23 protein-coding genes are annotated in these 21,516 nt (G+C 42.5%); 11 read left to right on the top strand and 12 right to left on the bottom strand.

Features of this window, described 5'->3' with window-relative positions; all coding sequences use genetic code 11:
- Positions 1-331: 331 nt before the first annotated feature.
- Complete coding sequence (locus L2755_RS00240; RefSeq protein WP_248978740.1) at positions 332-1,003, bottom strand: alpha/beta hydrolase; 672 nt, start codon at positions 1,001-1,003, stop codon at positions 332-334.
- Between the two features lie 172 nt (positions 1,004-1,175).
- Between L2755_RS00240 and L2755_RS00235 the strand changes: the two genes are divergently transcribed.
- Positions 1,176-2,183 (top strand): glutathione S-transferase family protein, encoded by a 1,008-nt coding sequence (locus tag L2755_RS00235; protein ID WP_248978974.1) that lies wholly within the window; start codon positions 1,176-1,178, stop codon positions 2,181-2,183.
- A gap of 45 nt (positions 2,184-2,228) precedes the next feature.
- On the opposite strand, the gene L2755_RS00230 is transcribed toward L2755_RS00235, so the two are convergent.
- The 4 genes from L2755_RS00230 to L2755_RS00215 form a co-directional block, all read right to left on the bottom strand.
- Positions 2,229-2,447, bottom strand: a complete 219-nt coding sequence (locus tag L2755_RS00230) for a DUF3389 family protein (protein ID WP_248978739.1) — start codon at positions 2,445-2,447, stop codon at positions 2,229-2,231.
- 78 nt (positions 2,448-2,525) lie between these two features.
- Complete coding sequence (locus tag L2755_RS00225) at positions 2,526-3,008, bottom strand: FKBP-type peptidyl-prolyl cis-trans isomerase (protein ID WP_248978738.1); 483 nt, start codon at positions 3,006-3,008, stop codon at positions 2,526-2,528.
- A 72-nt stretch (positions 3,009-3,080) separates the two neighbouring features.
- The gene (locus L2755_RS00220; RefSeq protein WP_248978737.1) at positions 3,081-3,956 is read right to left on the bottom strand and encodes a WYL domain-containing protein; all 876 of its coding nucleotides are present in this window, start codon (positions 3,954-3,956) and stop codon (positions 3,081-3,083) included.
- 114 nt (positions 3,957-4,070) lie between these two features.
- Positions 4,071-5,261, bottom strand: coding sequence for a lytic murein transglycosylase (locus tag L2755_RS00215; RefSeq protein WP_283102675.1), 1,191 nt, complete (start codon positions 5,259-5,261; stop codon positions 4,071-4,073).
- Between the two features lie 359 nt (positions 5,262-5,620).
- On the opposite strand from L2755_RS00215, the gene L2755_RS00210 reads away from it, so the two are divergent.
- Both L2755_RS00210 and L2755_RS00205 read left to right on the top strand, forming a co-directional pair.
- The gene (locus L2755_RS00210; RefSeq protein ID WP_248978736.1) at positions 5,621-5,980 is read left to right on the top strand and encodes a DUF2750 domain-containing protein; all 360 of its coding nucleotides are present in this window, start codon (positions 5,621-5,623) and stop codon (positions 5,978-5,980) included.
- Between the two features lie 111 nt (positions 5,981-6,091).
- Entirely contained in the window at positions 6,092-6,736 is a 645-nt protein-coding gene (locus L2755_RS00205) for a hypothetical protein (protein ID WP_428847762.1), read from the top strand.
- Between the two features lie 12 nt (positions 6,737-6,748).
- Here L2755_RS00205 and L2755_RS00200 read toward each other — a convergent pair whose 3' ends face one another.
- The gene (locus L2755_RS00200; protein ID WP_248978734.1) at positions 6,749-7,699 is read right to left on the bottom strand and encodes a chemotaxis protein CheV; all 951 of its coding nucleotides are present in this window, start codon (positions 7,697-7,699) and stop codon (positions 6,749-6,751) included.
- 376 nt (positions 7,700-8,075) lie between these two features.
- Positions 8,076-9,680 carry a mechanosensitive ion channel family protein gene (locus L2755_RS00195; RefSeq protein WP_248978733.1) on the bottom strand — a complete coding sequence of 535 codons (1,605 nt, stop codon included), beginning with the start codon at positions 9,678-9,680 and terminating at the stop codon, positions 8,076-8,078.
- A gap of 529 nt (positions 9,681-10,209) precedes the next feature.
- On the opposite strand from L2755_RS00195, the gene L2755_RS00190 reads away from it, so the two are divergent.
- Positions 10,210-10,383, top strand: a complete 174-nt coding sequence (locus L2755_RS00190; RefSeq protein ID WP_020912937.1) for a hypothetical protein — start codon at positions 10,210-10,212, stop codon at positions 10,381-10,383.
- A 203-nt stretch (positions 10,384-10,586) separates the two neighbouring features.
- Here the strand turns inward: L2755_RS00190 and L2755_RS00185 are convergent, their stop codons facing one another.
- On the bottom strand, positions 10,587-11,504 hold the full coding sequence (locus L2755_RS00185) for a 1-aminocyclopropane-1-carboxylate deaminase/D-cysteine desulfhydrase (protein WP_248978732.1): 918 nt from the start codon (positions 11,502-11,504) through the stop codon (positions 10,587-10,589).
- 226 nt (positions 11,505-11,730) lie between these two features.
- Between L2755_RS00185 and L2755_RS00180 the strand changes: the two genes are divergently transcribed.
- Positions 11,731-12,138, top strand: a complete 408-nt coding sequence (locus L2755_RS00180) for a YccF domain-containing protein (protein WP_248978731.1) — start codon at positions 11,731-11,733, stop codon at positions 12,136-12,138.
- Between the two features lie 78 nt (positions 12,139-12,216).
- On the opposite strand, the gene L2755_RS00175 is transcribed toward L2755_RS00180, so the two are convergent.
- Complete coding sequence (locus L2755_RS00175; protein WP_428847765.1) at positions 12,217-12,957, bottom strand: substrate-binding periplasmic protein; 741 nt, start codon at positions 12,955-12,957, stop codon at positions 12,217-12,219.
- Positions 12,958-13,330: 373 nt separating this feature from the next.
- On the opposite strand from L2755_RS00175, the gene L2755_RS00170 reads away from it, so the two are divergent.
- A complete protein-coding gene (locus L2755_RS00170) occupies positions 13,331-13,558 on the top strand; it encodes a PGPGW domain-containing protein (protein ID WP_248978729.1) in 228 nt (75 codons plus the stop codon).
- Positions 13,559-13,798: 240 nt separating this feature from the next.
- Positions 13,799-14,791 carry a cytochrome-c peroxidase gene (locus tag L2755_RS00165; protein ID WP_248978972.1) on the top strand — a complete coding sequence of 331 codons (993 nt, stop codon included), beginning with the start codon at positions 13,799-13,801 and terminating at the stop codon, positions 14,789-14,791.
- Between the two features lie 102 nt (positions 14,792-14,893).
- Here L2755_RS00165 and L2755_RS00160 read toward each other — a convergent pair whose 3' ends face one another.
- On the bottom strand, positions 14,894-15,253 hold the full coding sequence (locus L2755_RS00160) for a DUF6508 domain-containing protein (protein WP_248978728.1): 360 nt from the start codon (positions 15,251-15,253) through the stop codon (positions 14,894-14,896).
- Between the two features lie 369 nt (positions 15,254-15,622).
- On the opposite strand from L2755_RS00160, the gene L2755_RS00155 reads away from it, so the two are divergent.
- Complete coding sequence (locus tag L2755_RS00155; protein WP_248978727.1) at positions 15,623-15,976, top strand: hypothetical protein; 354 nt, start codon at positions 15,623-15,625, stop codon at positions 15,974-15,976.
- Positions 15,977-16,010: 34 nt separating this feature from the next.
- On the opposite strand, the gene L2755_RS00150 is transcribed toward L2755_RS00155, so the two are convergent.
- Complete coding sequence (locus tag L2755_RS00150; protein ID WP_248978726.1) at positions 16,011-16,916, bottom strand: LysR family transcriptional regulator; 906 nt, start codon at positions 16,914-16,916, stop codon at positions 16,011-16,013.
- A gap of 157 nt (positions 16,917-17,073) precedes the next feature.
- Between L2755_RS00150 and L2755_RS00145 the strand changes: the two genes are divergently transcribed.
- The 3 genes from L2755_RS00145 (at position 17,074) to L2755_RS00135 (ending at position 20,189) form a co-directional block, all read left to right on the top strand.
- On the top strand, positions 17,074-18,234 hold the full coding sequence (locus L2755_RS00145) for a homogentisate 1,2-dioxygenase (RefSeq protein WP_248978725.1): 1,161 nt from the start codon (positions 17,074-17,076) through the stop codon (positions 18,232-18,234).
- Positions 18,235-18,297: 63 nt separating this feature from the next.
- Positions 18,298-19,338, top strand: a complete 1,041-nt coding sequence (hppD, locus tag L2755_RS00140; protein ID WP_248978724.1) for a 4-hydroxyphenylpyruvate dioxygenase — start codon at positions 18,298-18,300, stop codon at positions 19,336-19,338.
- 230 nt (positions 19,339-19,568) lie between these two features.
- Positions 19,569-20,189: a LysE family translocator gene (locus L2755_RS00135; RefSeq protein WP_248978723.1), complete on the top strand. Its 621-nt coding sequence runs from the start codon at positions 19,569-19,571 to the stop codon at positions 20,187-20,189.
- Positions 20,190-20,214: 25 nt separating this feature from the next.
- Here the strand turns inward: L2755_RS00135 and L2755_RS00130 are convergent, their stop codons facing one another.
- The gene (locus L2755_RS00130; protein WP_248978722.1) at positions 20,215-21,426 is read right to left on the bottom strand and encodes a GNAT family N-acetyltransferase; all 1,212 of its coding nucleotides are present in this window, start codon (positions 21,424-21,426) and stop codon (positions 20,215-20,217) included.
- Positions 21,427-21,516 lie beyond the last annotated feature (90 nt).

The raw sequence follows: 21,516 nt of genomic DNA, 5'->3' as shown, positions 1-21,516 counted from the left end.
GTAGAAATAACCCTATTTCAACCGTCATTCATCTTAGCAAAGATTATGCTTTATTTGTGTCACATTCATTACATAAGATGATCTAAGCACCTATTTTTAAAGTGTTTTATTCCAAATGACGTACCAAAAACAGAACGAAGGGGGTAAGTTTAAGATTGAGGCGAGCTAGTTCTAAACTGTAGCAACATAAAGGTAAAGAACTAAAATAAAGCATTTCATGGGTTTATGAATTATAACTGTGCATAGCACATTATCCTTAAACGAGAACAAGCGTTGTAATAAATCACAACGCACAATCGTTCAAAAAATAGGCCATTAGACTATTCTAATCTTACTTTAGGACTTTTTGCAGCCATTTTGAGATGTCACGCAGCTGTTCTGGTAGCACACTGTGGCCCATGTCATAGGTTTGCCACTGATTGTCATAACCCTGCAGTTTAAGAAGTTCGAATGCCATTAACCCCGCACTTAACGCAACGACCTCATCCTGAACACCATGTTGCTGCAGTATTGGGGTCGAAACATTCGCACTCGCAAGATCATTTGGCAACTTATCAGCCGTGGGCAAATAGCACGATAACGCCATTATTCCAGCCAATTTGTGCTGCAGCCTTAAACCGGTAAACAGACTCATCACGCCGCCCTGGCTAAAACCTGCTAGCACAATATTACTAGGATCTATCCCCAAGGCTATTTGTTCATTAATAAGTGCTTTGATTTGAATCTCGCTGTCTAAAACACCCTGCATATCTGCGCGGTCATGCAGGTCCATACTTTTGATGTCATACCATGAACGCATGATATAGCCGCCATTGATGGTGACAGCTTGTTCTGGTGCATGGGGAAAGATAAATCGAATAGTGTGCTCACTTGGAAGTCCTAAAGCTGGCACAACCGGGGCAAAACCCGCACCAGAATCGCCCAAACCATGAAGCCAAATAACACAGGCTGTTGCCTCTGTGCGTGGTTCTACAGTTATTCTCTCTAACGGTTTATCTAACATGACTTTCCTTTTTCGTAGCAATAGCTGATTAACTGGCTGCAATAATATCAGTAGCGGAGCAGTCATACACATATTAAATAGAAAGGTTTTAGCGACTAAATGCGCTTTAAAGCTGGCCGCTCTCCAACTAAGCTGTGACTATTGAAAACAGATGATATGGGAACCAAACAAAATGGGCTTACTGCATAACGGTCAATGGGTCGATAAATGGTATCCAACAGAAGAAACGGCGGGCGAATTTACTCGATCAGAATCTAGTTTTAGGGATTGGATCACCCAAGATGGAAAGCCTAAACAAGCCGGTAAATGTGGCTTTAAAGCTGAAAAGAATCGCTATCATCTGTATGTGTCGTTAGCGTGTCCATGGGCGCACCGAACATTAATCTATCTACAATTGAAAAACCTACAACACATTATTGGCGTAACGGTCGTTGAACCACACATGCTCGCCAATGGCTGGGAGTTTTCTGGTGTCAACCAAAGCGAAATAGCACGTCATATCGATGGCGGGCAACACGACACCTTAAACGCTGCTGATTTTCTCTATCAAATCTATCAAAAAGCAGATGCCAATTATAATGGTCGAGTAACAGTGCCTGTATTATGGGACACCCATACCAACACTATTGTCAGTAATGAATCCGCTGAAATCATTCGTATGTTTAACAGTGAATTTGATCATCTGATTGATAGCAGCAGTGATTTTTATCCGCTACAACTGCGGACTCAAATCGATGAACTCAATGAATGGATATATAGCAGCATTAATAATGGCGTCTATAAAGCAGGTTTTGCCACCAGCCAAACTGCCTATCATGATGCATACGAGCAACTATTTACTGCGCTCGATAAACTAGAACAGCAACTTTCAACTCAGCGCTATCTCACGGGTAACGTCTTCACAGAGGCTGACATTCGTCTGTTTACGACCTTAATTCGTTTTGATGCCGTCTATGTCGGACACTTTAAAACCAATAAAAAACGGATATCGGACTACCCTAATCTGTCAGGTTATGTAAAAGAGATCTACCAAATGAAGGGCGTGGCGCAGACGGTTAATTTTGAGCATATTAAACAGCATTACTATTTCAGTCATGACATGATTAACCCAACAAGGGTTGTTCCCAATGGACCAGAACTTGATTTTAGTCAGCCTCACGGTCGACAAAACATGACATGACGGCCCAAGTTAAGCTATTGGCTTATTCGGTGTGTTGCAAGAGAGTTAGCCAATACCTAGCTCAGTTTTAATGGTTTGTAGCTGTTCATTGCTATCCAATTTAAGGCTCCAACGAACGGCGCCAGCATCGGCAACCATCATTAGCGCATCTTGGTGAAATTTAATATCTTCCACCATTGCATAGAGCTGACACTGATTATTGAGTCTGACTTGTACTTCAAATGGACTCAGTACCATTTTGCCACTGCTTAATTCTATGATCATCTTTCGTCTCTAAAGTATTGACTCATTAATTAAAAAAGCCCAAACAAGGTTGGGCTTTTTGTTGCCGATTAACTCAGCTTAGTGGTGGTGACCGCCTTTGCCATGAGCGTGGCCATGGGCAACCTCTTCAGCTGTTGCATCACGAACATCAGCCACTTCAAGATCAAACGTCAACTCACGACCAGCCAGAGGATGGTTAACATCCACTGTTGCCATAAACTTGCCCATTTTGATGATAGTCACCTGACGTTGACCGTCATCGGTGTTGATCAAAGCACGCATACCGGCTTTCCATACTTTTGCGCCTTGCAGATGCTTAACTGAAACACGCTGCTCAGCATCATCATTGCGCTCACCGTAAGTTTCGCTGGCGGGCAGCGTGACTGAAAAGGTTGCGCCAGCTTCTTTACCCACAAGCGCCTTTTCAACACCAGGCATCATGTTGTTGTGACCATGAAGATAAGCAATTGGATCTAGACCTTCATTGCTCTCTAATACTTCGCCCTGCTCGTCACGTAGTGTGTAGTTAAATTGCACTACAGAATCATCTTTAATACTCATGGTATTCCTTAACTCAAATTTTATTGCGTGAGCTTAACAAAAGTCTATCAAAGCCACTAGTGTTATCTCTGGCTACGATTTAGCACCCGGTACTATCGTCAAATGCTCTATATGTTGCAGCACATCTCGGTTAGCCAATGCCAATTGGCATACCCCTGAACCTATTTTATGCTTCGCAGAGCAATCAACGCTCCATTGACGCAGCAGGTAACCTGCTAGTGATGCTCTGCAATTTAAGGTAAGGCGTTTATTCACCATTTGGTAGTCGAGTTCTATCGCTTCGGGGTGAGCCATTGAAGGGTGAGGGATTAACTCAAGCTGCACCTCTTGCTGCCAATACTTGTCATTAGCGCAGGTCTCCACGAACTTAACACTCGTCTCAGATATCGCTGTGGTCTTAATTCGAGTAACAACAAAATCAGTAAACACTTGATTGGCCCTATCAAAAGCACGCACATGCCAACGCTGACCGTTATTGACTAAAGCATGAGGCACAATCTCTCGTGATTTTTTCCCCGATGACACCGACACGTATTCAATAGCAAGCGCCTGTTTGCCTTGTATGGCTCGCATTAACGCCGCAATAGTCTCGGTATCTGGGTGGATAAGCCCAATTGCATCGATACACACCCCACTTGGCTCTATAGGATGAGACAAGCCGTCACCAAACCCTTTGGCAAGCCCATGCAATATCGCTTCAGGTTCATGGGTAAATAGCGCTTTGAACTCGGGTAAACGGTGATAACACTTGGTTTGATGCACCAAGCGCATATTATTTGGCGCCAGGGTTCTATAACTTTGAAAATCACGAGTGGCAGCGGCAAGACCTGTGGCAAACTTACTGATTAAATCTTGGCGAGATACTTGGCCAAAATACTGTAAGCTAAAATCGATAAAAGCTAAACGTTGACGCTGTGCGTGAGAAAGATTGTCCATAGAGATAAGCATTCCAGTCGATCATTTTATTGATGAAATTTAATCTAATTCATCAATAAAAAAGATGCAATCTTTTTGATTGCATCTTCATCATTTAGAACGATAAAGTCCTTTAACCACGACTCGTTACTTTACCCCAAGAGCCTTAAACGTTACTTCGCTAGGGTAACCGTCGGCGACCAAGCCATTATCTTTCTGAAATGCTTGTAAGCCCTTTAAAGATTTGGAACCCAAAATCCCATCTGGTTTACCCACATCAAAACCTAACGTATTTAATTGATTTTGTAACTCTTTCACTCGCGCTCTGCTTAAACTCGGCATTTTAGGCGGTTTAACATTGAGCCCTGCTGCTCCATTAATCCTATCAGCAAGGTGTCCAACAGCAATGGCGTAGAAAGTAGAACGATTCCATTTCATGATCACATTGAAGTTGTCATAACCTAAAAAGGCGGGGCCTGTATGTCCTGAAGGCAGATAAAGCGCTGCGGTCATATCGGGGGTGCTAAGCGCTCGACCGTTAGTTAGCGTTAAACCGAGTTCAGCCCACTTAGTCAGCGTCTGCGCTTCAGCTCTGCCAAGGTACGCGTATGAAAAATTCTTTGGCAATGTCACTTCCCGTCCCCAGCGTTCATCTCTTTTCCAGCCCAAGTTTTGCAAAAAATGTGCGGCTGATGAAAGCGCATCATCGGTACTGTTCCACAGATCTGCCTTACCATCGCCATCACCATCTACCGCATATTTTGCATAAGCAGACGGCATAAACTGAGTATGCCCCATGGCTCCAGCCCAGGAACCGACCATTTTCTTCTCATCAAAACCATACTGCTCTTTCAGCTTTAATGCCTGCATTAGCTCTGTGGTAAAATACTGACTTCGACGAGGATCACATGCCAATGTCGCCAGTGAATTGAGCACTGACATCTTGCCTTTATAGGAGCCGAAATTAGTCTCAAGCCCCCAAAATGCTAATAAATACTGCGGCGGAACACCGTACTCTTTGGCAAGGCTTTGCAGTAGCTCTTTGTGCTTTATGTACAGCTTTCGCCCCTGTTGAACCCGCCAATCCGTGACTCGTTTAGTGAAATAGCTTTCAAACGAAGAGCTAAACTCTGGCTGTTTGTTGTCCAGTTCGATGACTCTAGCGACATACCTTACATTGGCGAGAGTGGTATCAATGGTTTGCTGCGATAAACCTTCAGATTTAGCCGTTTGCTGAAGATTTGCAACACAAGTTCCCCAGTCTGGGGAAGCCACCGATGCGATAGCGCTGGAGCTTGATAATATGAGCGTTGCTGCCAGGGGGATTGATTTAAACAATAGAAGACTCCCAAAAATGAATGACACTAACGTATTACTTTGATGTTTAGAGATTAAGCTTACCTTAATCAGCTTAGTTAAATGATGATCTTTAATTCATAAAACCGCTTAGCTACCCCGGTATATAGAGATACGAACTAAACAACATCCTGCAGCATTAATATAGACTAATTCAATGTGCTTATTACAGTTATCTTCACTTACAAGTTTAACCGCTTAATTTACGCACGCTAGGGAATAAACAGTGCCGCTAATCACGCTAGAAACATCATTAAATAACTTGCTAAAAGTACAAGGCAGTTGCAGACTATTGTCAGTGGATATAATCGATATCTTCCAATAACCAAAAGAGATTAATCATGACTGAGATGACTCCAGCATTAGAAAGCTTTATTAGCAACGTAAAGCAACACCAAGTGGTTTGGGGCCTGCAAGATGAAACAGGTGAAGGTTGGGTCGTATGTGATTCATCTGAATTCGAAGCGACTGATGTGATGCCTCTATGGTCGGAAGAAGCACAAGCAAAAAGCCATTGTACTGAAGAGTGGCAAGATTACAGCGCAGTTGCTATTACACTTGGCGAATTTTTAGAGTTTTGGGTTACGGATCTAAATGATGATGCTGTACTTGTCGGTGTTGATTGGGTAGCAGAACAAGACTGCCTTGAGATCGATCCCATCGTGCTAGCCACTTCACTGGTTAACATTGAAGCAGAGTAAATTTTCCAATATAGCTAACAAGATCTTAAAAGTAAGCGCCGATCATCAGTGATTGTGCGCTTTCTTTTTAAGTAAAATAAAAACTTTAACAGAACTATTAAGTGAGCCATTTTGTTTGAACTTGCCCCATCAATCGACATACCCTTTAATCGCAGACACCAATGTTGGTTTTGTGGCGAGCCAAGTTCCATGCAGTTGAGTTATATTAAAGAGCATTACACACCGCATCCATCACTCATGCTGCCAACCTGCAAAGAGTGTTTTAAAATTGCTAAACAGCATAAGCTAACCTCTATTTGGGATTGTAAAATGGCGGTCAAGGATGAGCTAATGCGGATCTATGAGAAACATCTTGCCATTGGTATCAACTGGACCAAACAAGAGCTTGAAGAGTCTGAATTTGAAGACAAAGTCTTTGGCGGGTTTAAAAAAAGCGCATGGATGATGTACGAGATCGCCAGGGATAGAGTTAATTATCCAGCTTGGCCACTGAGTCTTAACGGTGTCACCATTGATGATTATGGTTATGACGCTGGCTTTAGTTTTGACGGTGTTAATTACAGTTCTGTCACACAAGCGATTAAGTTTTACGCTAAACAATTTGTGCTCGATAAACGTTTTCTAGAGGATATTGTTAGTATTGTCGGTAAACAGCGCTTTAGTTTTGCTGTTCGAGTGGCACAGATCAATATCGCTGCCGCTGCAGAATTAAAGCGACAGGTCATTAATGACTTAAGACAGGAACATCAAGACTGATTTACTGCTCTACTACACCTCGACCGATACAGACTGGCGCAATTTATCTTGAACGACTTCAACCAGTAGATCGGGCTGGAATTTAGAGATAAAACGGTCACAGCCTACCTTTTCGACCATCGCATTATTAAAACTGCCACTTAATGACGTATTTAAGGTGATATAAAGGTTGCTCATACGCTTGTCCTGACGGATCTCATGGGTCAACTTATAGCCATCCATTTCTGGCATTTCGGCATCGGTGATTAACATAACGATATGTTCCGATACCTCTATTCCTTGATCACACCATTGTTTTAATTGATTTAATGCCATCAAACCGTCAGAAACTTCAATCACCTCTAAACCCAATTGTTCTAATGTTTCTCTCACTTGACGTCTTGCGGTTGCCGAGTCATCTGCAATCAACACTCTTCTGCCTTGCATTAATGGCAACAATTGCAGATCTAATACACCCTCCGATAGCTTAATATCGTATTGAATAATTTCTGCCAATACTTTTTCAACATCAATAATTGACACCAGCTCCTGCTTATCTTGATACTCGACTCGCGTGATCGCCGTCAGATAGTTATTAGGCCCTACCGTTTTAGGCGGCGGCAAAATATCGCTCCAGGTAAGATTAACAATGTGCTCTACTTTGTCTACTAAAAATCCCTGCACCGAACGATTATATTCGGTAATAATGAGGTTACTATTCTCATACACTGCCGAGGGTCTATAACCAATAGCCTTTCGAAGATCGATCACTGGAATTGCCACTCCACGCAGATTAGCGACACCGATAATACTTGGGTGACTGCCAGGTAATCTACTTAAAGGTGGCACTTTTACCACTTCTTTAACTTTGAATACGTTGATGGCGAATAGTTGCGTCACACTAATTCTGAACAACAAAAGTTCTAATCGGTTTTCACCAACAAGCTTAGTGCGCTGATCAACGCTTGCGAGCAATTCCGCCATACGACTTCCCACCTAAAGTACTATAAGAGCAACGATTATAACGATATGTAGTATAAAATCACTAGCTTAAAAGCCCACTTTTCAGTGTAGACTTGAATGCACTTAATCAATCAGATTGAGCAGGCCCACGGCCTTGCTTGATAAAGGCAGTTTAAGACGATAAAAATAAATTCCATATCTGTGATCTAGTCCCTTATGAGCAGGATAATAATAACAGCAGCAAATGACTCAACAGCATCTTCATATACCCACCTTACCTGAAGAAGCCGTCGCTTACCTTTGTACACTACATTCTCAATTAGATGTTAACTAAGCAGCTATCTCCTCTTAGTTAGCAAGAGCGATTAACTAGGCATACACTTCCCGAAAGTTCATTTTACTCTGCGGCAATAGGTACCACAGGCACAATTCGAGTACCATGCTTTACAACGGTATTCATAATACTAAAATGCAGTTCTTCAGAGACCAACTGAAACTCAGCAAAGTCTGTGGTGCCAATATAAGCAAACACGTTAAGTTGCAGTCCATGTAAGCCAAAACCTCTGAATGTTACCCTTAGCGGCGTCTCGTCGACTTTATCATGCGCTATTAGCAAAGCACGTATATCTTCAATGATGCTATGTAGCTGCTCTGTCGTCGTTTTATAATCTAAACGGATATCTGTCTTTAAACGTATTTTTTCGCGCTCCGATATGTTCTCTATGTCCATCTCCGACAAACGCGCGTTGGGCACATTTATCACTGTTCTATCAATTGTTCGAATCCGAGTACAACGCAGACCAATCTCTTCTACTGTCCCTGTTATGGTACCAAAACGACCGACATCTCCGACCCGAATGGGTGCTGACGAGTATAAGGTAATAGTTCCTATAAAATTCTCGATTGATTGCTTAGAAGCTAATGCTATGGCGACTCCACCAATACCTAAACCTGCTAAGATAGTGGACGCATCAAAACCAAGATGCTCCAGCCAAATTAAAATTGTTAGCGCAACTAAAATCACTCGAAGAAAGTTTGCTAAAGGCCGCAATAAAGATGCAGTTTGACTCTTACCCTGATTAATCCAACGCAAACGTAAACTGTTTTGCAGTACATCGGCTAAGTTCCAAATAAACCAAATTATTGCAATCACAAGTAAAAAGCCGCTATTAACGACTTCCATCACATTGGCAGAAAGCGTGGTATTGGCCATCCATGCACGGTCAAGTAGTAGTGCAAGTAAAAGACGTGATGGCCCAACGATAAGGTGTGCAACATCCTCTTTGTATTGATATTCACTGCGCAGTATTAGTTTTTTTGCAAACCAAGTTAACGGAATGACCACCAATAATGCCAAGACTAGATAACTAATCAGTAGCGCCCATTCCCACAAGTTAAGTTTAAAGAGGTGACCTGACGGAATATTTTGTACGTACCACTCCACAATAGGCCCATAACCAAGCTCACTATAGAGCATGGGTACTTTAGCCACGGTAGCATTGGATATCTTCCATATTTTACCTAACTGTTTATCCGGTACTTTTTGCAGTAACAGTGTTATCTCGTTACCTTGCACTTCAACTCGGCCAAAAGCATCTCGGTAGTTTGGCAGTTGATCATTGCTAGTACCGCTAGGCAGATCACTTATCTCTTCGAGATTAACCCAAATATTACGCTCGATAATAGCCACTAATTGCTTAGCGTATTCAGGCCCAAGCTCTTTTGACATGCCGTCTGGCAGATAGCGTAAATCTAAGTACTTTGCGGCTTTTTCAAAGTTTTGTTCAAAAGTAGCCTCAAAAAAACCTTCAATAGTGCCTCGTGGTGTATCTCTAAATAGGCTGTCTTTGTAGTCATAGGTGCTGGCTTTAACGCTGGTAGGCTGCGCTTCTTCTATAGGCTCTTCACTTGATGTGGCAGCACTCGCTAGCCCTGTAACGCTATATGCTACGGGGATATGGCTCATTAGCATTACAAGCAGCAGTAAAATAATCCTTTTCATCGAAAGACTCCATTTTGATACATCGACATTGAATAACATTGGCAAAATATTCTTACATATTAGTCAACCTAGCACCGATTACCGTATTGTTAACACTTAATTACACACTCTCTTCAACACAAGCTTTTTAATTTTATTGATTGACAAGGTTTATTAACTGGATATAATCCACACAGTTTTTAGAGATATACCCTTTTTTGATATACTTTCACCGCCTTCTGTAAAAATCCACGATTCGTCGTTTGATCCCCACATAAGCGTTATCACAACAGGTTCGATCATCTTAATAGACAGTCATCTTACTGTCATATCTTTATGCTTTACTTCATTACAGCTTGAGATTAGTTTTGTTTTTGTGATGCTAACAACACATTTATTAACAAAACTGCTAGCAAGCCACTTGTATAAGCATGAAAAGATGAGTAATCTCGAATTGAACTTAAATTCGTCTTTCGCAAAAATGCTAAGGATATCTTATTGTTATAAACAACTACCAACTTGGTAGCTTTAATTAAAGGAGTGTGACCATATGTCATACCTAGTAAATGGACACGAAATTACAGTCAACTTCCCAGTAGATTCAATTTCAGTCAACAAATCGTCAATCGCCTTCACTGACAGTCAAGGTAAAAACAGACAGACTTTTTCAAAGCGTACTGAAGCGCTTAAATTTATGAACTGGTTATTGTCTTCAAGTAAATAATTTTCAATTAAGTAACTTTCAATTAAGTAAAAATGACTTTTCGATACATCTCCTCTCACTCGTATCGATAGTTTGTCTTCATAGACAAACGAATAGGACTGAAACATATTCAGCTATTTGGTCAACTTCATTTGGTTTAGGCTTTACCTCTGCTCAGGTAACTAGCCTAACCAAGTGGAAACACCCCAGCCACTCTAAACTCACTATACTGCCGCATATTTACGTTGATAGCGTGGCAACATCGTCGCATTGCCTAATAAACCCCCTTGATGAATATAGAGGATCTCTGTATCTGGGTTATCTAATAAGTACTGCTCAACACACATCCACCCCTTAGGATCATAAAGTAACTCAAACTCAATCCCCTGTTCACCGACTTTGCGCCAGATATCATAAAACGCTTTATATAGCTTGCCGAAATGGTACTTCTTATCTGTGCTTACTATCTTGGGATGAAATGAAGTATCACTGATTAGCTCTGAAAACTGCTGCTTAAGGTAGTCTTCATCTCCAACACAGGCACATGTTGTCACTTTGATACTGTCTTTATTGAGCACAAAATATTCATTTAAGAATACCGCAGTCGTGCCTGTTCCGGATGGTAGAAAAACAGTCAGCTCATTAAGCTGACGAGTCTCGAACCAGCTAACAATCTCTTTGGCCAACTGGTGCACCCCATCCCGAGCATAGAGACAACGGCCCCCTTCAGGAACATACAAAGCAGTAGCGTCATTTGGCAGAACAACTTGCTCAATATACTCTTTACAACTTCTACCGTCTCTATCTGCGACCAAAGACAAATCGATAACATTAGCGCCATTTTCGATAGCCGCCGCATAATTACCTTTTGACGAGACTAAAACTTGCGCAGCAATATGATCAGTATAAAAATCGAGTTGCCATCCTTTTAAGATGGCTAAAGCGGACATTGAATGAAGCGAATTAGCCACCGGAGAGCCATAACCCACTAATCGGCTAACACCGGGGAAATCATTATGCAGAAAATAAGCAAATTTACGTGCCTTATTGCCAGAAAAATCTTTATGTAAAAGATCATCTCTTTTTACAAAAACGCGGCAACCGTTAAAGTCGATATGGTCAACTGGAGTGTGGGTAAACACGGGCTATTCTCTTCAATATAATGAGTTACTATTGTAACGCTTTACTTAGTGTAATTTAGACTTCGATGTCTAAAATCACTAACTTTTAGTCTATTTCATTATCCAGCAGCACCTAAACAAACATTAAACACATATAAAACAACATAATAAGAAGTGGCATGATAATCGCAGTTAAACAATGCATTAGCGCCCACAGGGCAGTAGCTTTTATAATGAGGGATCTTAAATGGCAGTTTTACGCTTAGTATTTAATATAGCTTGGTTTGTGTTGGGCGGTTTTGTAATGGGGTTAGCATGGTGGTTTGCGGGCCTACTGTGCTTTATTAGCATTATTGGCATCCCGTTCGGACGAGCGTGTTTCGTTATTGGTGAGATGACGTTTTGGCCATTCGGTCAGGACTCTATAAGCCGCCGCTCTGTAACAGGGATAGAAGATTTAGGCACAGGTGCCTTTGGTATGCTTGGTAATATTATTTGGTTTTTACTATTTGGTATTTGGCTTGCGATTGGTCATATTGTTCACGCATTTGCATGTGCTATTACTATTATTGGTATTCCGTTTGCCTTACAACATTTAAAACTTGCGATTTTAAGCTTAACGCCTATTGGACAAACCGTTGTATCAAAAGCTTAATAAAAATGGCCTTTCCCCCGCTGCGCTATTAGCGCAGCTGAACTGTCGACACGGGTCCCAGACCCGTCGTTGCAAACGCTAATCGACCCTATTGTCTTTTAATATTTTTTCGACATCAATTTTAGCTAACCCCAAATTAAACAAGTCTCGCCATTTTCTCCCTTCTTCATTGTTTTTAAACGCAATATAGAGCTCTTTTTCTGTCAAGATCCGCTTATTAAACTGGACTCGACTGGCAACAGACTCCATATCAGGTTGCGCCAATAGGTAACGCAGCACATGAGCGTCGATCACTGCTGCATCAATTCGCCCTGATACGACTTTTTTAATATTGTGCATATCAGACGCAACCACTTCAACGGGCTGAAGCCCCTGTGCAATCATTTTATCCAAGTGTTCAGTATTGACATAACCTTGCACCACACCAATATTGTACTGGTTCAGATCGCTCTGCTCAGACCAACTGATAGGGTGACGTTTTTGCTCCACCAGCCCTAACGGACTGCTTCCCATCGATGTGGAAAAAACAAATTTTTCTGTTGGATAGGCATATTCAGGCAAGTATCCAGAATATTTTGAGTCTACTCTCGACGCCATCCGCACGGCTCGACTCCATGGAAAGAAATCGACCTCTACTTTATGGCCCACTGCAGCCAGCGCCGCACGGGTGATAGCAATGCTCGCTCCCTCATTTTTGAGCGTACTGCCGGAGTATGGTGGCCAGTGTAATGACGTTAAGTACAGGGTGTCTGCACTCACTATTGGCGATGAGCACGCCACGATCAAAATTAGTATTAATCGTGTACGCGTTTGAACAATATTAATCGTTCGACGTCGATAATCCATTAAATAAAAACACATCTATATTTCACAGCCTTTAATTTAGTACGCCGTTTCAGGGTAAACTTTTTTGTTATGATCCACGTTCATTACCACTAATTTTAGTCAATAGTGACAATATCACCAAGTTCACTACACAAAGCAATGGAATCCCTATTTTAAAAGCAGGGCTGCTATTACTTGAAAGCGACCCGTAATGAGACTGCAATGAGTAGAAAAGGATTTGTTACAGTTAGGCTAAGAACTGAAGCTTAAATGCGCATATACTAAATTCTTTAAGACTAAAAATTTAACGTGCGCAAGGCACTGTGTACTGTGTTAAGCGCGAATACTTTCACCCATGGAGTCAAAGATGTTAAAAAAAGCACTGATCACCATCGTTGGCGGTTTACTCACCTTAACCGGCGCAGCGCTTATCATATTGCCAGGTCCGGCTTGGTTGCTACTGCCTATAGGCTTAGCAATATTAAGTATTGAATATTCTTGGGCACGTCGCTGGCTTAAAATCAGTCAACATCATATGAAGAAAACAGCGCATTGGCTTGATCGGAAAATCTTACTTCGTAAAATGAAACGCTAACAAGCGAAGTGTTGCTCAGCGGTTGCAAACATATCGGAAGGTGGTTGAAAGTGTAGAGCAACTAGCTACAATGGCTTTACCCTACTAACTCTTTCGTGGATATTCTGCGACCAAGGTCGCATTAAATCAATCCAAACTACCGATAGTCTCAATCGAAACAATGCGTTATCTCCTATTAAAATATTTGCTTATTATGGTCTCAACAAATAACCACAATTAAAGTAAGCTTATATGGCCCCCATGATAAAACTAACCACACTCACTATCGCTATTGCAGCAATCTGCTCTGCTTGTTCGTTTGCGGCAAGTGAGCCAATTAAAATTATCCCCGCAGCGGTGATCACCAACCCTGAAAAAGTTGAGCTCGGTAAAATGCTCTTTTTCGAGCCTAGACTGTCTAAATCTGGTTTTATCTCATGCAACTCTTGCCACAACCTCTCTCTTGGCGGCGTTGACGCACTGCCCACCTCTATTGGTCATAACTGGCAACAAGGCCCTATAAACTCACCAACAGTGTTAAACGCAGAATACGGCTTAGCGCAGTTTTGGGATGGCCGAGCTAAAGACTTGAAAGAGCAAGCGGGTGGCCCTATAGCCAACCCAAAAGAGATGGGCTTTAGCCATGATCTCGCCGTAGACACTATTCGTTCTATGCCAGCGTATCAAGCTCGCTTTGCTAGCGTATACAAAACTAATGGCATCAGCATTGATGCAATAACGGATGCCATTGCAGAGTTTGAAAAAACACTGGTGACGCCTAATGCTCCATTCGACAAATACTTAACTGGCGATAAGAGTGCCATTAATGCCGACGCGATTGCTGGCTATCAGCTTTTTAAAGACAAAGGTTGTGTCCGTTGTCATAACGGACCTGCTGTTGGCGGCACCATGTATATGAAGATGGGACTGGTAAAGCCATTCCATACCAAGAACCCTGCTGAAGGACGAAAAGGGGTTACCGGTAAAGAAGCTGACAAATTTGTCTTTAAGGTACCAACGTTGAGAAATATTGAGCTAACCTATCCTTACTTCCATGATGGCAGTGTTTGGGACTTGGCTGAAGCGGTTAATACCATGGCTGATATCCAATTAGGACAAGCATTAACAGCAACAGAAACTAAACAAATGGTCACTTTTTTGAATTCGCTTACCGGGGAGCAACCACAGATAGTGTTGCCGATCTTACCTCCTTCTACACCCAACACACCGAAACCAGTGCCTTTTGCAGACTAAATAATCTAGCACTTGTTTACGTGTACACAGCAAAAAAGCCGCTACATGCGGCTTTTTATTTTAAATCTATAACCTATTCAACTCAGTCTCGAATCTTAAAGCTTACATAAAGGGCTCGTAGGATAATGCTTTAAATCGCTCAGCTATCGCATTAAGCACCCCTTGCCTGCGCATATTACTCAATACACCTGGACTGAAGCTGTCTAGTCTCGCCATGGCGGTGACCAATAGCTGACACTCATATAATGTCGCATCGGCAATGTACTCAGGACGGTCGACCATATAACTATTGTTATACCATTCATCCCATTTAAAGCTTTCAAGGAGCAAACCTTCACTCGCTAGCTCAGCAATAAAATCTTGTAGGCGTTTGTCTGATACAAAATGGTTTCCAATCATAAGATCTTTGGCATACTCATTATATAAACCCGTAGCGTGGCTCTGTATTGTTGAGTTATTCATACTATACCTCCGTTTAGCACTGGTCTTTTTTGCTTCAGTGTTTAAAGGACAAAATATGCAGGATGTCTAAACATTAAAGTGCATAAGCCATACCAGCTTTTAATGAGGTCATTCTAATTGAAGCTAACTGAACACAAACTTAACGACGGACTACCTAGTTAAGCCACTGTTGTAAAACATAAATAAGCCTAACACCCTTAAAATTGCTACTTAAATAGTGCGCTGCCATGGTTGATGAAAGCGATAATAGTTTGCATAAACGTCTTATTTTGTCTTCTCGCTAGAGTGCCATTACAACTGCTGTCGCATAATGCCAATGCAATTTGCATTCACTATACTTGAGCCTAATTGAGCAAAAATGAGCATGTTATGAAATTTTCCATCAGCAATGCCCTGTTATTACTTTTTGCCATTATCATCAGCGCGACTCCTGCTTATGCATTGGCTAAACACGATAAAGATGGCAAGCAAAAAGGTAACAGTAAGCAACAAACACTCCCCTACGGGCTACAGAAAAAGCTAGAAAGAGCAGAGCCTCTGCCTCCGGGCTGGCAGAAGAAACTTAAAGCTGGAGATAGGTTAAGCGATGAACTATTTTCAAGAAGAAAGATAACGTCACCGATTGATACTGATGGCAACATTGTCATCGATATCGATGACATCCCTATCAAGGTTAATAACAAGAGCAGAGAGATCATCGATATTCTCATGAACAACAACTAGCATCCAAGTATGAAGCGCTAGCCTTAATCGCTAACTAAACGATCGCTGGCGTTTCTTCTGCTTTAAACTCTTCCATAATCAAATCGGTAAACAAGCGACCCGCTTTACCCAGTGGCCGCTCCATGGTCGAAACCAATTGCGGCGTGAAGCTGTAACGGTTACCCCCACTGAAATCAACTTCAACTAACTGACCGCTGGCAAGCTCCTCTGTTATTAAAAAGTCCGGCATCCATCCAAAACCCAACCCCATTAACAAGGCATTTTTCTTCATCATAAAGCCAGAAAGATAAAACACCTTGTCACCCCCAAACTGCAGCTCATCTCGGTTTTGCTTGTCCGGTGAAGAATCTTCAATGGTAAGCTCAACATGGCGTTGCAGTTCAAACAGGCTAATATTTCGCTCACAGGCCAAAGAGTGACTATCGGCAACGACCAAAATACTGGTAATTTGTGGCAACGCTTGCGGCCGATAATTGGGACCCGTTCGATAATCTTTGACTAGCATTAAATCGGCACTGTCGCGCTCAAACCGTTCCTGCACGCCACCCAAAAATTCCATATTCAACTGTACTTTGGTGGGTATTTGTTGCTCAACCATTCTTTTCAGTGCCCGCATAATCGGCTTCATTGGTAGTGCACCATCAACCACTAACTCTAGTTTTGGCTCCCAACCCTCGCTAAACCTACTGGCTAAATGCTCAATATTGGCAAGGTATTGCAACAACCTTTGCCCCTCGGCCAAGATAACTTCGCCTTCAGGGGTTAATTCTGCACGGTACTGATCGCGACAAAAAAGGTTTACACCTAGGTGTTGCTCGAGCTTTTTGACTTGATAGCTCACCGCAGACTGTGCTTTATGCAATCGCTCTGCAGCCTTAGCAAAACTGCCCTCTTCGACCAACACTTGCAGTACTTTAAAGGCATCAACATCAATACGCATTGTGCTCTCCTTGCGTAAACACAAACATACCATCTATTTTTTAGATGGAGACGGGTTAATTATTATTCTTTTTTTTGCTGAAGTTAGCAACTAAATTGATAACTAGATCACGTTATCGACTAGATAAGTGCAAAAGCACATTACAAGGAAAGCAAGAATGCCATTTTATGTGAAGCAAGGGAGTATTCCCACAAAGCGTCATATCACATTCAAAAAAGACAATGGGGAGCTTTATCGTGAAGAGCTGTTTTCGACCCATGGATTTTCCAATATCTACTCAAATAAGTATCACCATAATATGCCGACTAAGGCATTAGCTGTTGCGCCTTACAATCTATCTCATGGTAAAGAGTGGCAAGACTCATTAATACAGAATTATAAACTTGATACTAAACAAGCCGATTGTGAAGGTAACTTCTTCAACGCTCGTAATAAAATATTTTTTAACAACGACGTCGCCATGTACACCGCTAGGGTCACAGAAGATACCGATGAATTTTATCGCAATGCTTACGCTGATGAAGTGCTGTTTGTCCACGAAGGTGAAGGTACGCTTTATAGTGAATATGGCGCACTCGCCGTAAAGAAGTGGGATTATCTCGTGATCCCGAGAGGCACTACTTATCAGCTCAAATTCGATGACTACAGTGCAGCAAGACTGTTTGTTATCGAATCTTCCACCATGGTTGAAGTGCCTAAACATTTTCGTAATGAATATGGACAGATGCTGGAATCAGCACCCTATTGTGAACGAGATATTCGTACCCCAGTGCTACAAGATGCAGTCGTCGAACAGGGTAACTTTTCATTAGTGTGTAAGTTTGGCGATAAATATCAACAGACCTCTTTGGAGTGGCATCCGTTTGATCTTGTCGGTTGGGACGGTTGCGTATACCCGTGGGCGTTCAATATTGAAGAATATGCGCCAAAAGTCGGTAAGATCCATCTGCCACCATCGGACCATCTTGTCTTTACAGCGCACAACTTTGTGATCTGTAACTTTGTACCGCGTCCCTATGATTTCCACCCGCAATCGATACCAGCGCCGTACTACCACTCAAATATCGACAGTGATGAAGTGCTTTATTACGTCGATGGCGACTTTATGAGCCGAACTGGTATTGAAGCCGGCTATATGACATTGCATCAAAAAGGGGTACCCCATGGGCCTCAACCCGGTCGAACTGAAGCCTCAATCGGCAAAACAGAAACTTACGAATACGCAGTGATGGTCGATACTTTCGCCCCACTGAAATTAACTGAACATGTAAAGAACTGCATGAGCATCGACTACAACCGTTCTTGGATTGAAAGTTAACAATGACCTAAGAACACCGGCCGTCAACGTAATGGCTAGTCTGAATTGATAAAGGATATGACAATGGCAAGCGAAAAAAACCCACTAGGCCTACTCGGCATCGAATTCACTGAGTTTGCAACACCTGATCAAGATTTCATGCATCAGGTATTTATTGATTTCGGTTTTTCTTTGTTGAAAAAATCAAAGTCGAAAGAGATCTTGTACTACAAGCAAAATGACATCCACTTTTTGCTTAATACTGAGCGTAAAGGATTCTCTGCTGAATTTGCTAAGAGCCATGGTCCAGCAATCTGTTCAATGGGCTGGCGTGTTGAAGATGCTAACCTTGCCTTTGAGGGGGCTGTCGCCCGTGGTGCAAAGCCTGCCAATGAAGACGCTAAAGATATGCCATACCCAGCCATTTATGGTATTGGTGACAGCCTTATTTACTTTATCGATACCTTTGGTGAGTCAGACAATATCTATGCCACTGACTTTGCTGACTTAGACCAGCAAGTTATTACGCAAGAGAAAGGCTTTATTGAAGTCGATCATCTTACCAATAACGTCTACAAAGGCACGATGGAGCATTGGGCAAACTTCTATAAAGATATTTTTGGCTTTACCGAGGTTCGTTACTTCGATATTAAAGGCTCGCAAACAGCACTTGTGTCTTATGCGTTACGTTCGCCAGATGGCAGCTTTTGCATCCCAATTAACGAAGGTAAAGGCAGCGATAAGAACCAAATTGATGAGTATTTACGTGAATATGACGGCCCAGGTGTACAGCATTTAGCCTTCAGAAGCCGCGATATTATCGGCTCTCTGGATGCGATGGAAGGCTCATCTATCCAAACGCTGGATATCATTCCTGAATATTACGAGACTATTTTTGAGAAGTTGCCGCAAGTGACTGAAGATCATGATCGTATCAAGCATCATCAGATCTTGGTCGATGGTGATGACGATGGTTATTTGCTGCAGATTTTCACCAAAAATCTCTTTGGTCCTATTTTCATCGAGATCATTCAACGTAAAAATAATGAAGGATTTGGTGAAGGTAACTTTAAAGCACTATTTGAATCCATTGAGCGTGATCAACAACGACGTGGCGTACTGTAATAAAGAACATTTTACAGAGTAGCTAATAAACTGCTTTTAAAAAAACGTTCATAACACACCACTGCGATTTGAAAAAACCAGCTTATGCCCTATCGATTGGCTAAGCTGGTTTTTTATATCCGATAATATTCAAATTTGTATCCCGCTTTATATCCAAAGCCCGCTATCTTCTCTACAATAACGCTTCAGAAAATCCCCTATGCTTATTAACTACCGAGATTTGCAACGCCATGCCTGATATCGCACTACTCGCCGTATTTCTGCCCACCTTCTTTTTTGTCTCTATTACCCCCGGTATGTGCATGACTCTGGCCATGACACTCGGCATGAGCATTGGCGTACGCCGTACCATGTGGATGATGCTTGGCGAACTCGTCGGCGTGGCACTTGTCGCTGTCGCAGCAGTGATGGGAGTTGCCAGCATCATGCTCAACTACCCCGAAGTGTTTGCAGTGCTTAAATGGGTTGGCGGCCTTTATCTCGCCTATATTGGGGTCAACATGTGGCGCTCAAAGGGTAAAATGGCATTAGTCGAAGGCCAAACAGCACCGAGCGTTGGCTCGGTAGAGCTAATGACACAAGGCTTTATGACGGCAATAGCAAACCCGAAAGGTTGGGCTTTTATGGTGTCACTGCTGCCGCCGTTTATTAATGTAGAGCGTGAAGTCGCGCCGCAGTTACTGGCTTTACTCGGGATAATCATGTTTACCGAATTTACCAGTATGATGGCTTACGCAACGGGTGGTAAAAGTTTACGGGTCTTTTTAAGCCGCGGCGACAACATTAAGTGGATGAACCGTATCGCAGGTTCGCTAATGATAGCGGTCGGTTTTTGGTTAGCGTTAGGCTAGTCAACTTCCGCTGACTAGCGACAGCTTAATCAGCCTGTTGTCGATAAGGCAGTTTGCTGGTTAATAACTCCATGTAGGTTTTTATATTATCAGCCTCTTGAAGGGTAAAGCTTTCAATGGCTCTGCGAAATTCGGGGTGAAGCACCTCGTGAGTAGAGTATGTTGCTACTGGCTCGAAGCCGCGGGCCACTTTATGCTCTCCCTGGGCTCCAGCGTCAAACACAGCCAATTGGTGCTCAATGCAGTATTCAATGCCTTGGTAATAACAGGCTTCAAAATGCAATCCGTCGATATCAACCAAACTCCCCCAGTAGCGACCATAAAGATGGCTTTTAGACTTAAAATACAGCGCAGATGCGACCACTTGCCCCTCAATGTTACGCACCAATAACAGCAACACGTTGTCAGGCATAGTATTAGCAATCGATTCAAAAAATGCCAAATTCAGGTAACCAGCATGGCCCGATCGTTTGGCATATGTTTGCCTGTAACAGGCATAAAATGTGTGCCACATTGCGGTTGTTACCTGCTCTGCATTAACAAACTCAAAGCTCAGTTCGTGGGGCGTTAACTTGGCGCGCTCTTTGTTAATGTCTTTGCGTTTACGAGAGGTAAGCGAGTTTAGAAAACCATCGAAACTCTGATAACCTCTGTTTTTCCAATGAAACTGAGTGCTTAGTCGTTTCAAGCAAGCAGGATTATCTTCTGCTGGTTGAGACATGGCGATGAACTGCTCTTTGGGCAAGAATAAACAGTGCCAACTGGAAAAACCATGCTCGATCAAACTGCCATCAAGCGCCTGTATGATCAACTCCCACACCTGCTGCGCAGTGACATCAGTGGCGATGCCGATGCGTGCTCCGGTAACCGGGGTAAATGGGATCGCAGAAACTAACTTTGGATAATAAGGAATTTGATGCTTGTCGTAAGCTTCGGCCCACGCCCAGTCAAAAATATACTCGCCATAAGAGTGGCTTTTAATATACAGCGGCATAACAGCAACGATTCGCGTAGCTTGGCGCACGACTAGGTGTAATGGCGTCCATCCGCTTTGTTGGCTAACACAACCGCTAGCCTCTAATGCCGCTAAATAGGCGTGTTGATTAAACGGATTACCATCATCCATTAAATCATCCCAAGTGCTGGCATCCACAGCGTCTATTGCATCGACAAACGCTAAGCTTAAACTTGATCCCACCGATTGCGACTGAACTCCATCGTCCTGCTTATTATCCAAACTAAATTCCAATTCCTTTAGCCAAACGGCTTATCAATAAGTCAGTTAGCGCATAATTGCGCGCCATTGCCTGATCACTATTGCATTTAA

This window comes from Shewanella abyssi (assembly GCF_023284025.1).
Taxonomy (GTDB): domain Bacteria; phylum Pseudomonadota; class Gammaproteobacteria; order Enterobacterales; family Shewanellaceae; genus Shewanella; species Shewanella abyssi.
The sequence above is the reverse complement of the archived record's forward strand: the minus strand, read 5'-3'. Positions and strand labels throughout refer to the sequence as shown.

Bases quoted from the DNA above. Each gene is read 5' to 3' on its own strand.
- L2755_RS00135 (WP_248978723.1), top strand. From the start codon at position 19,569: ATGCCTGATATCGCACTACTCGCCGTATTTCTGCCCACCTTCTTTTTT.
- L2755_RS00195 (WP_248978733.1), bottom strand. From the start codon at position 9,680: ATGAAAAGGATTATTTTACTGCTGCTTGTAATGCTAATGAGCCATATC.
- hppD (WP_248978724.1), top strand. From the start codon at position 18,298: ATGGCAAGCGAAAAAAACCCACTAGGCCTACTCGGCATCGAATTCACT.
- L2755_RS00210 (WP_248978736.1), top strand. From the start codon at position 5,621: ATGACTGAGATGACTCCAGCATTAGAAAGCTTTATTAGCAACGTAAAG.
- L2755_RS00200 (WP_248978734.1), bottom strand. From the start codon at position 7,699: ATGGCGGAATTGCTCGCAAGCGTTGATCAGCGCACTAAGCTTGTTGGT.
- L2755_RS00235 (WP_248978974.1), top strand. From the start codon at position 1,176: ATGGGCTTACTGCATAACGGTCAATGGGTCGATAAATGGTATCCAACA.
- L2755_RS00160 (WP_248978728.1), bottom strand. From the start codon at position 15,253: ATGAATAACTCAACAATACAGAGCCACGCTACGGGTTTATATAATGAG.
- L2755_RS00240 (WP_248978740.1), bottom strand. From the start codon at position 1,003: ATGTTAGATAAACCGTTAGAGAGAATAACTGTAGAACCACGCACAGAG.
- L2755_RS00170 (WP_248978729.1), top strand. From the start codon at position 13,331: ATGTTAAAAAAAGCACTGATCACCATCGTTGGCGGTTTACTCACCTTA.
- L2755_RS00190 (WP_020912937.1), top strand. From the start codon at position 10,210: ATGTCATACCTAGTAAATGGACACGAAATTACAGTCAACTTCCCAGTA.
- L2755_RS00220 (WP_248978737.1), bottom strand. From the start codon at position 3,956: ATGCTTATCTCTATGGACAATCTTTCTCACGCACAGCGTCAACGTTTA.
- L2755_RS00145 (WP_248978725.1), top strand. From the start codon at position 17,074: ATGCCATTTTATGTGAAGCAAGGGAGTATTCCCACAAAGCGTCATATC.
- L2755_RS00150 (WP_248978726.1), bottom strand. From the start codon at position 16,916: ATGCGTATTGATGTTGATGCCTTTAAAGTACTGCAAGTGTTGGTCGAA.
- L2755_RS00225 (WP_248978738.1), bottom strand. From the start codon at position 3,008: ATGAGTATTAAAGATGATTCTGTAGTGCAATTTAACTACACACTACGT.
- L2755_RS00230 (WP_248978739.1), bottom strand. From the start codon at position 2,447: ATGATCATAGAATTAAGCAGTGGCAAAATGGTACTGAGTCCATTTGAA.
- L2755_RS00165 (WP_248978972.1), top strand. From the start codon at position 13,799: ATGATAAAACTAACCACACTCACTATCGCTATTGCAGCAATCTGCTCT.
- L2755_RS00155 (WP_248978727.1), top strand. From the start codon at position 15,623: ATGAAATTTTCCATCAGCAATGCCCTGTTATTACTTTTTGCCATTATC.
- L2755_RS00180 (WP_248978731.1), top strand. From the start codon at position 11,731: ATGGCAGTTTTACGCTTAGTATTTAATATAGCTTGGTTTGTGTTGGGC.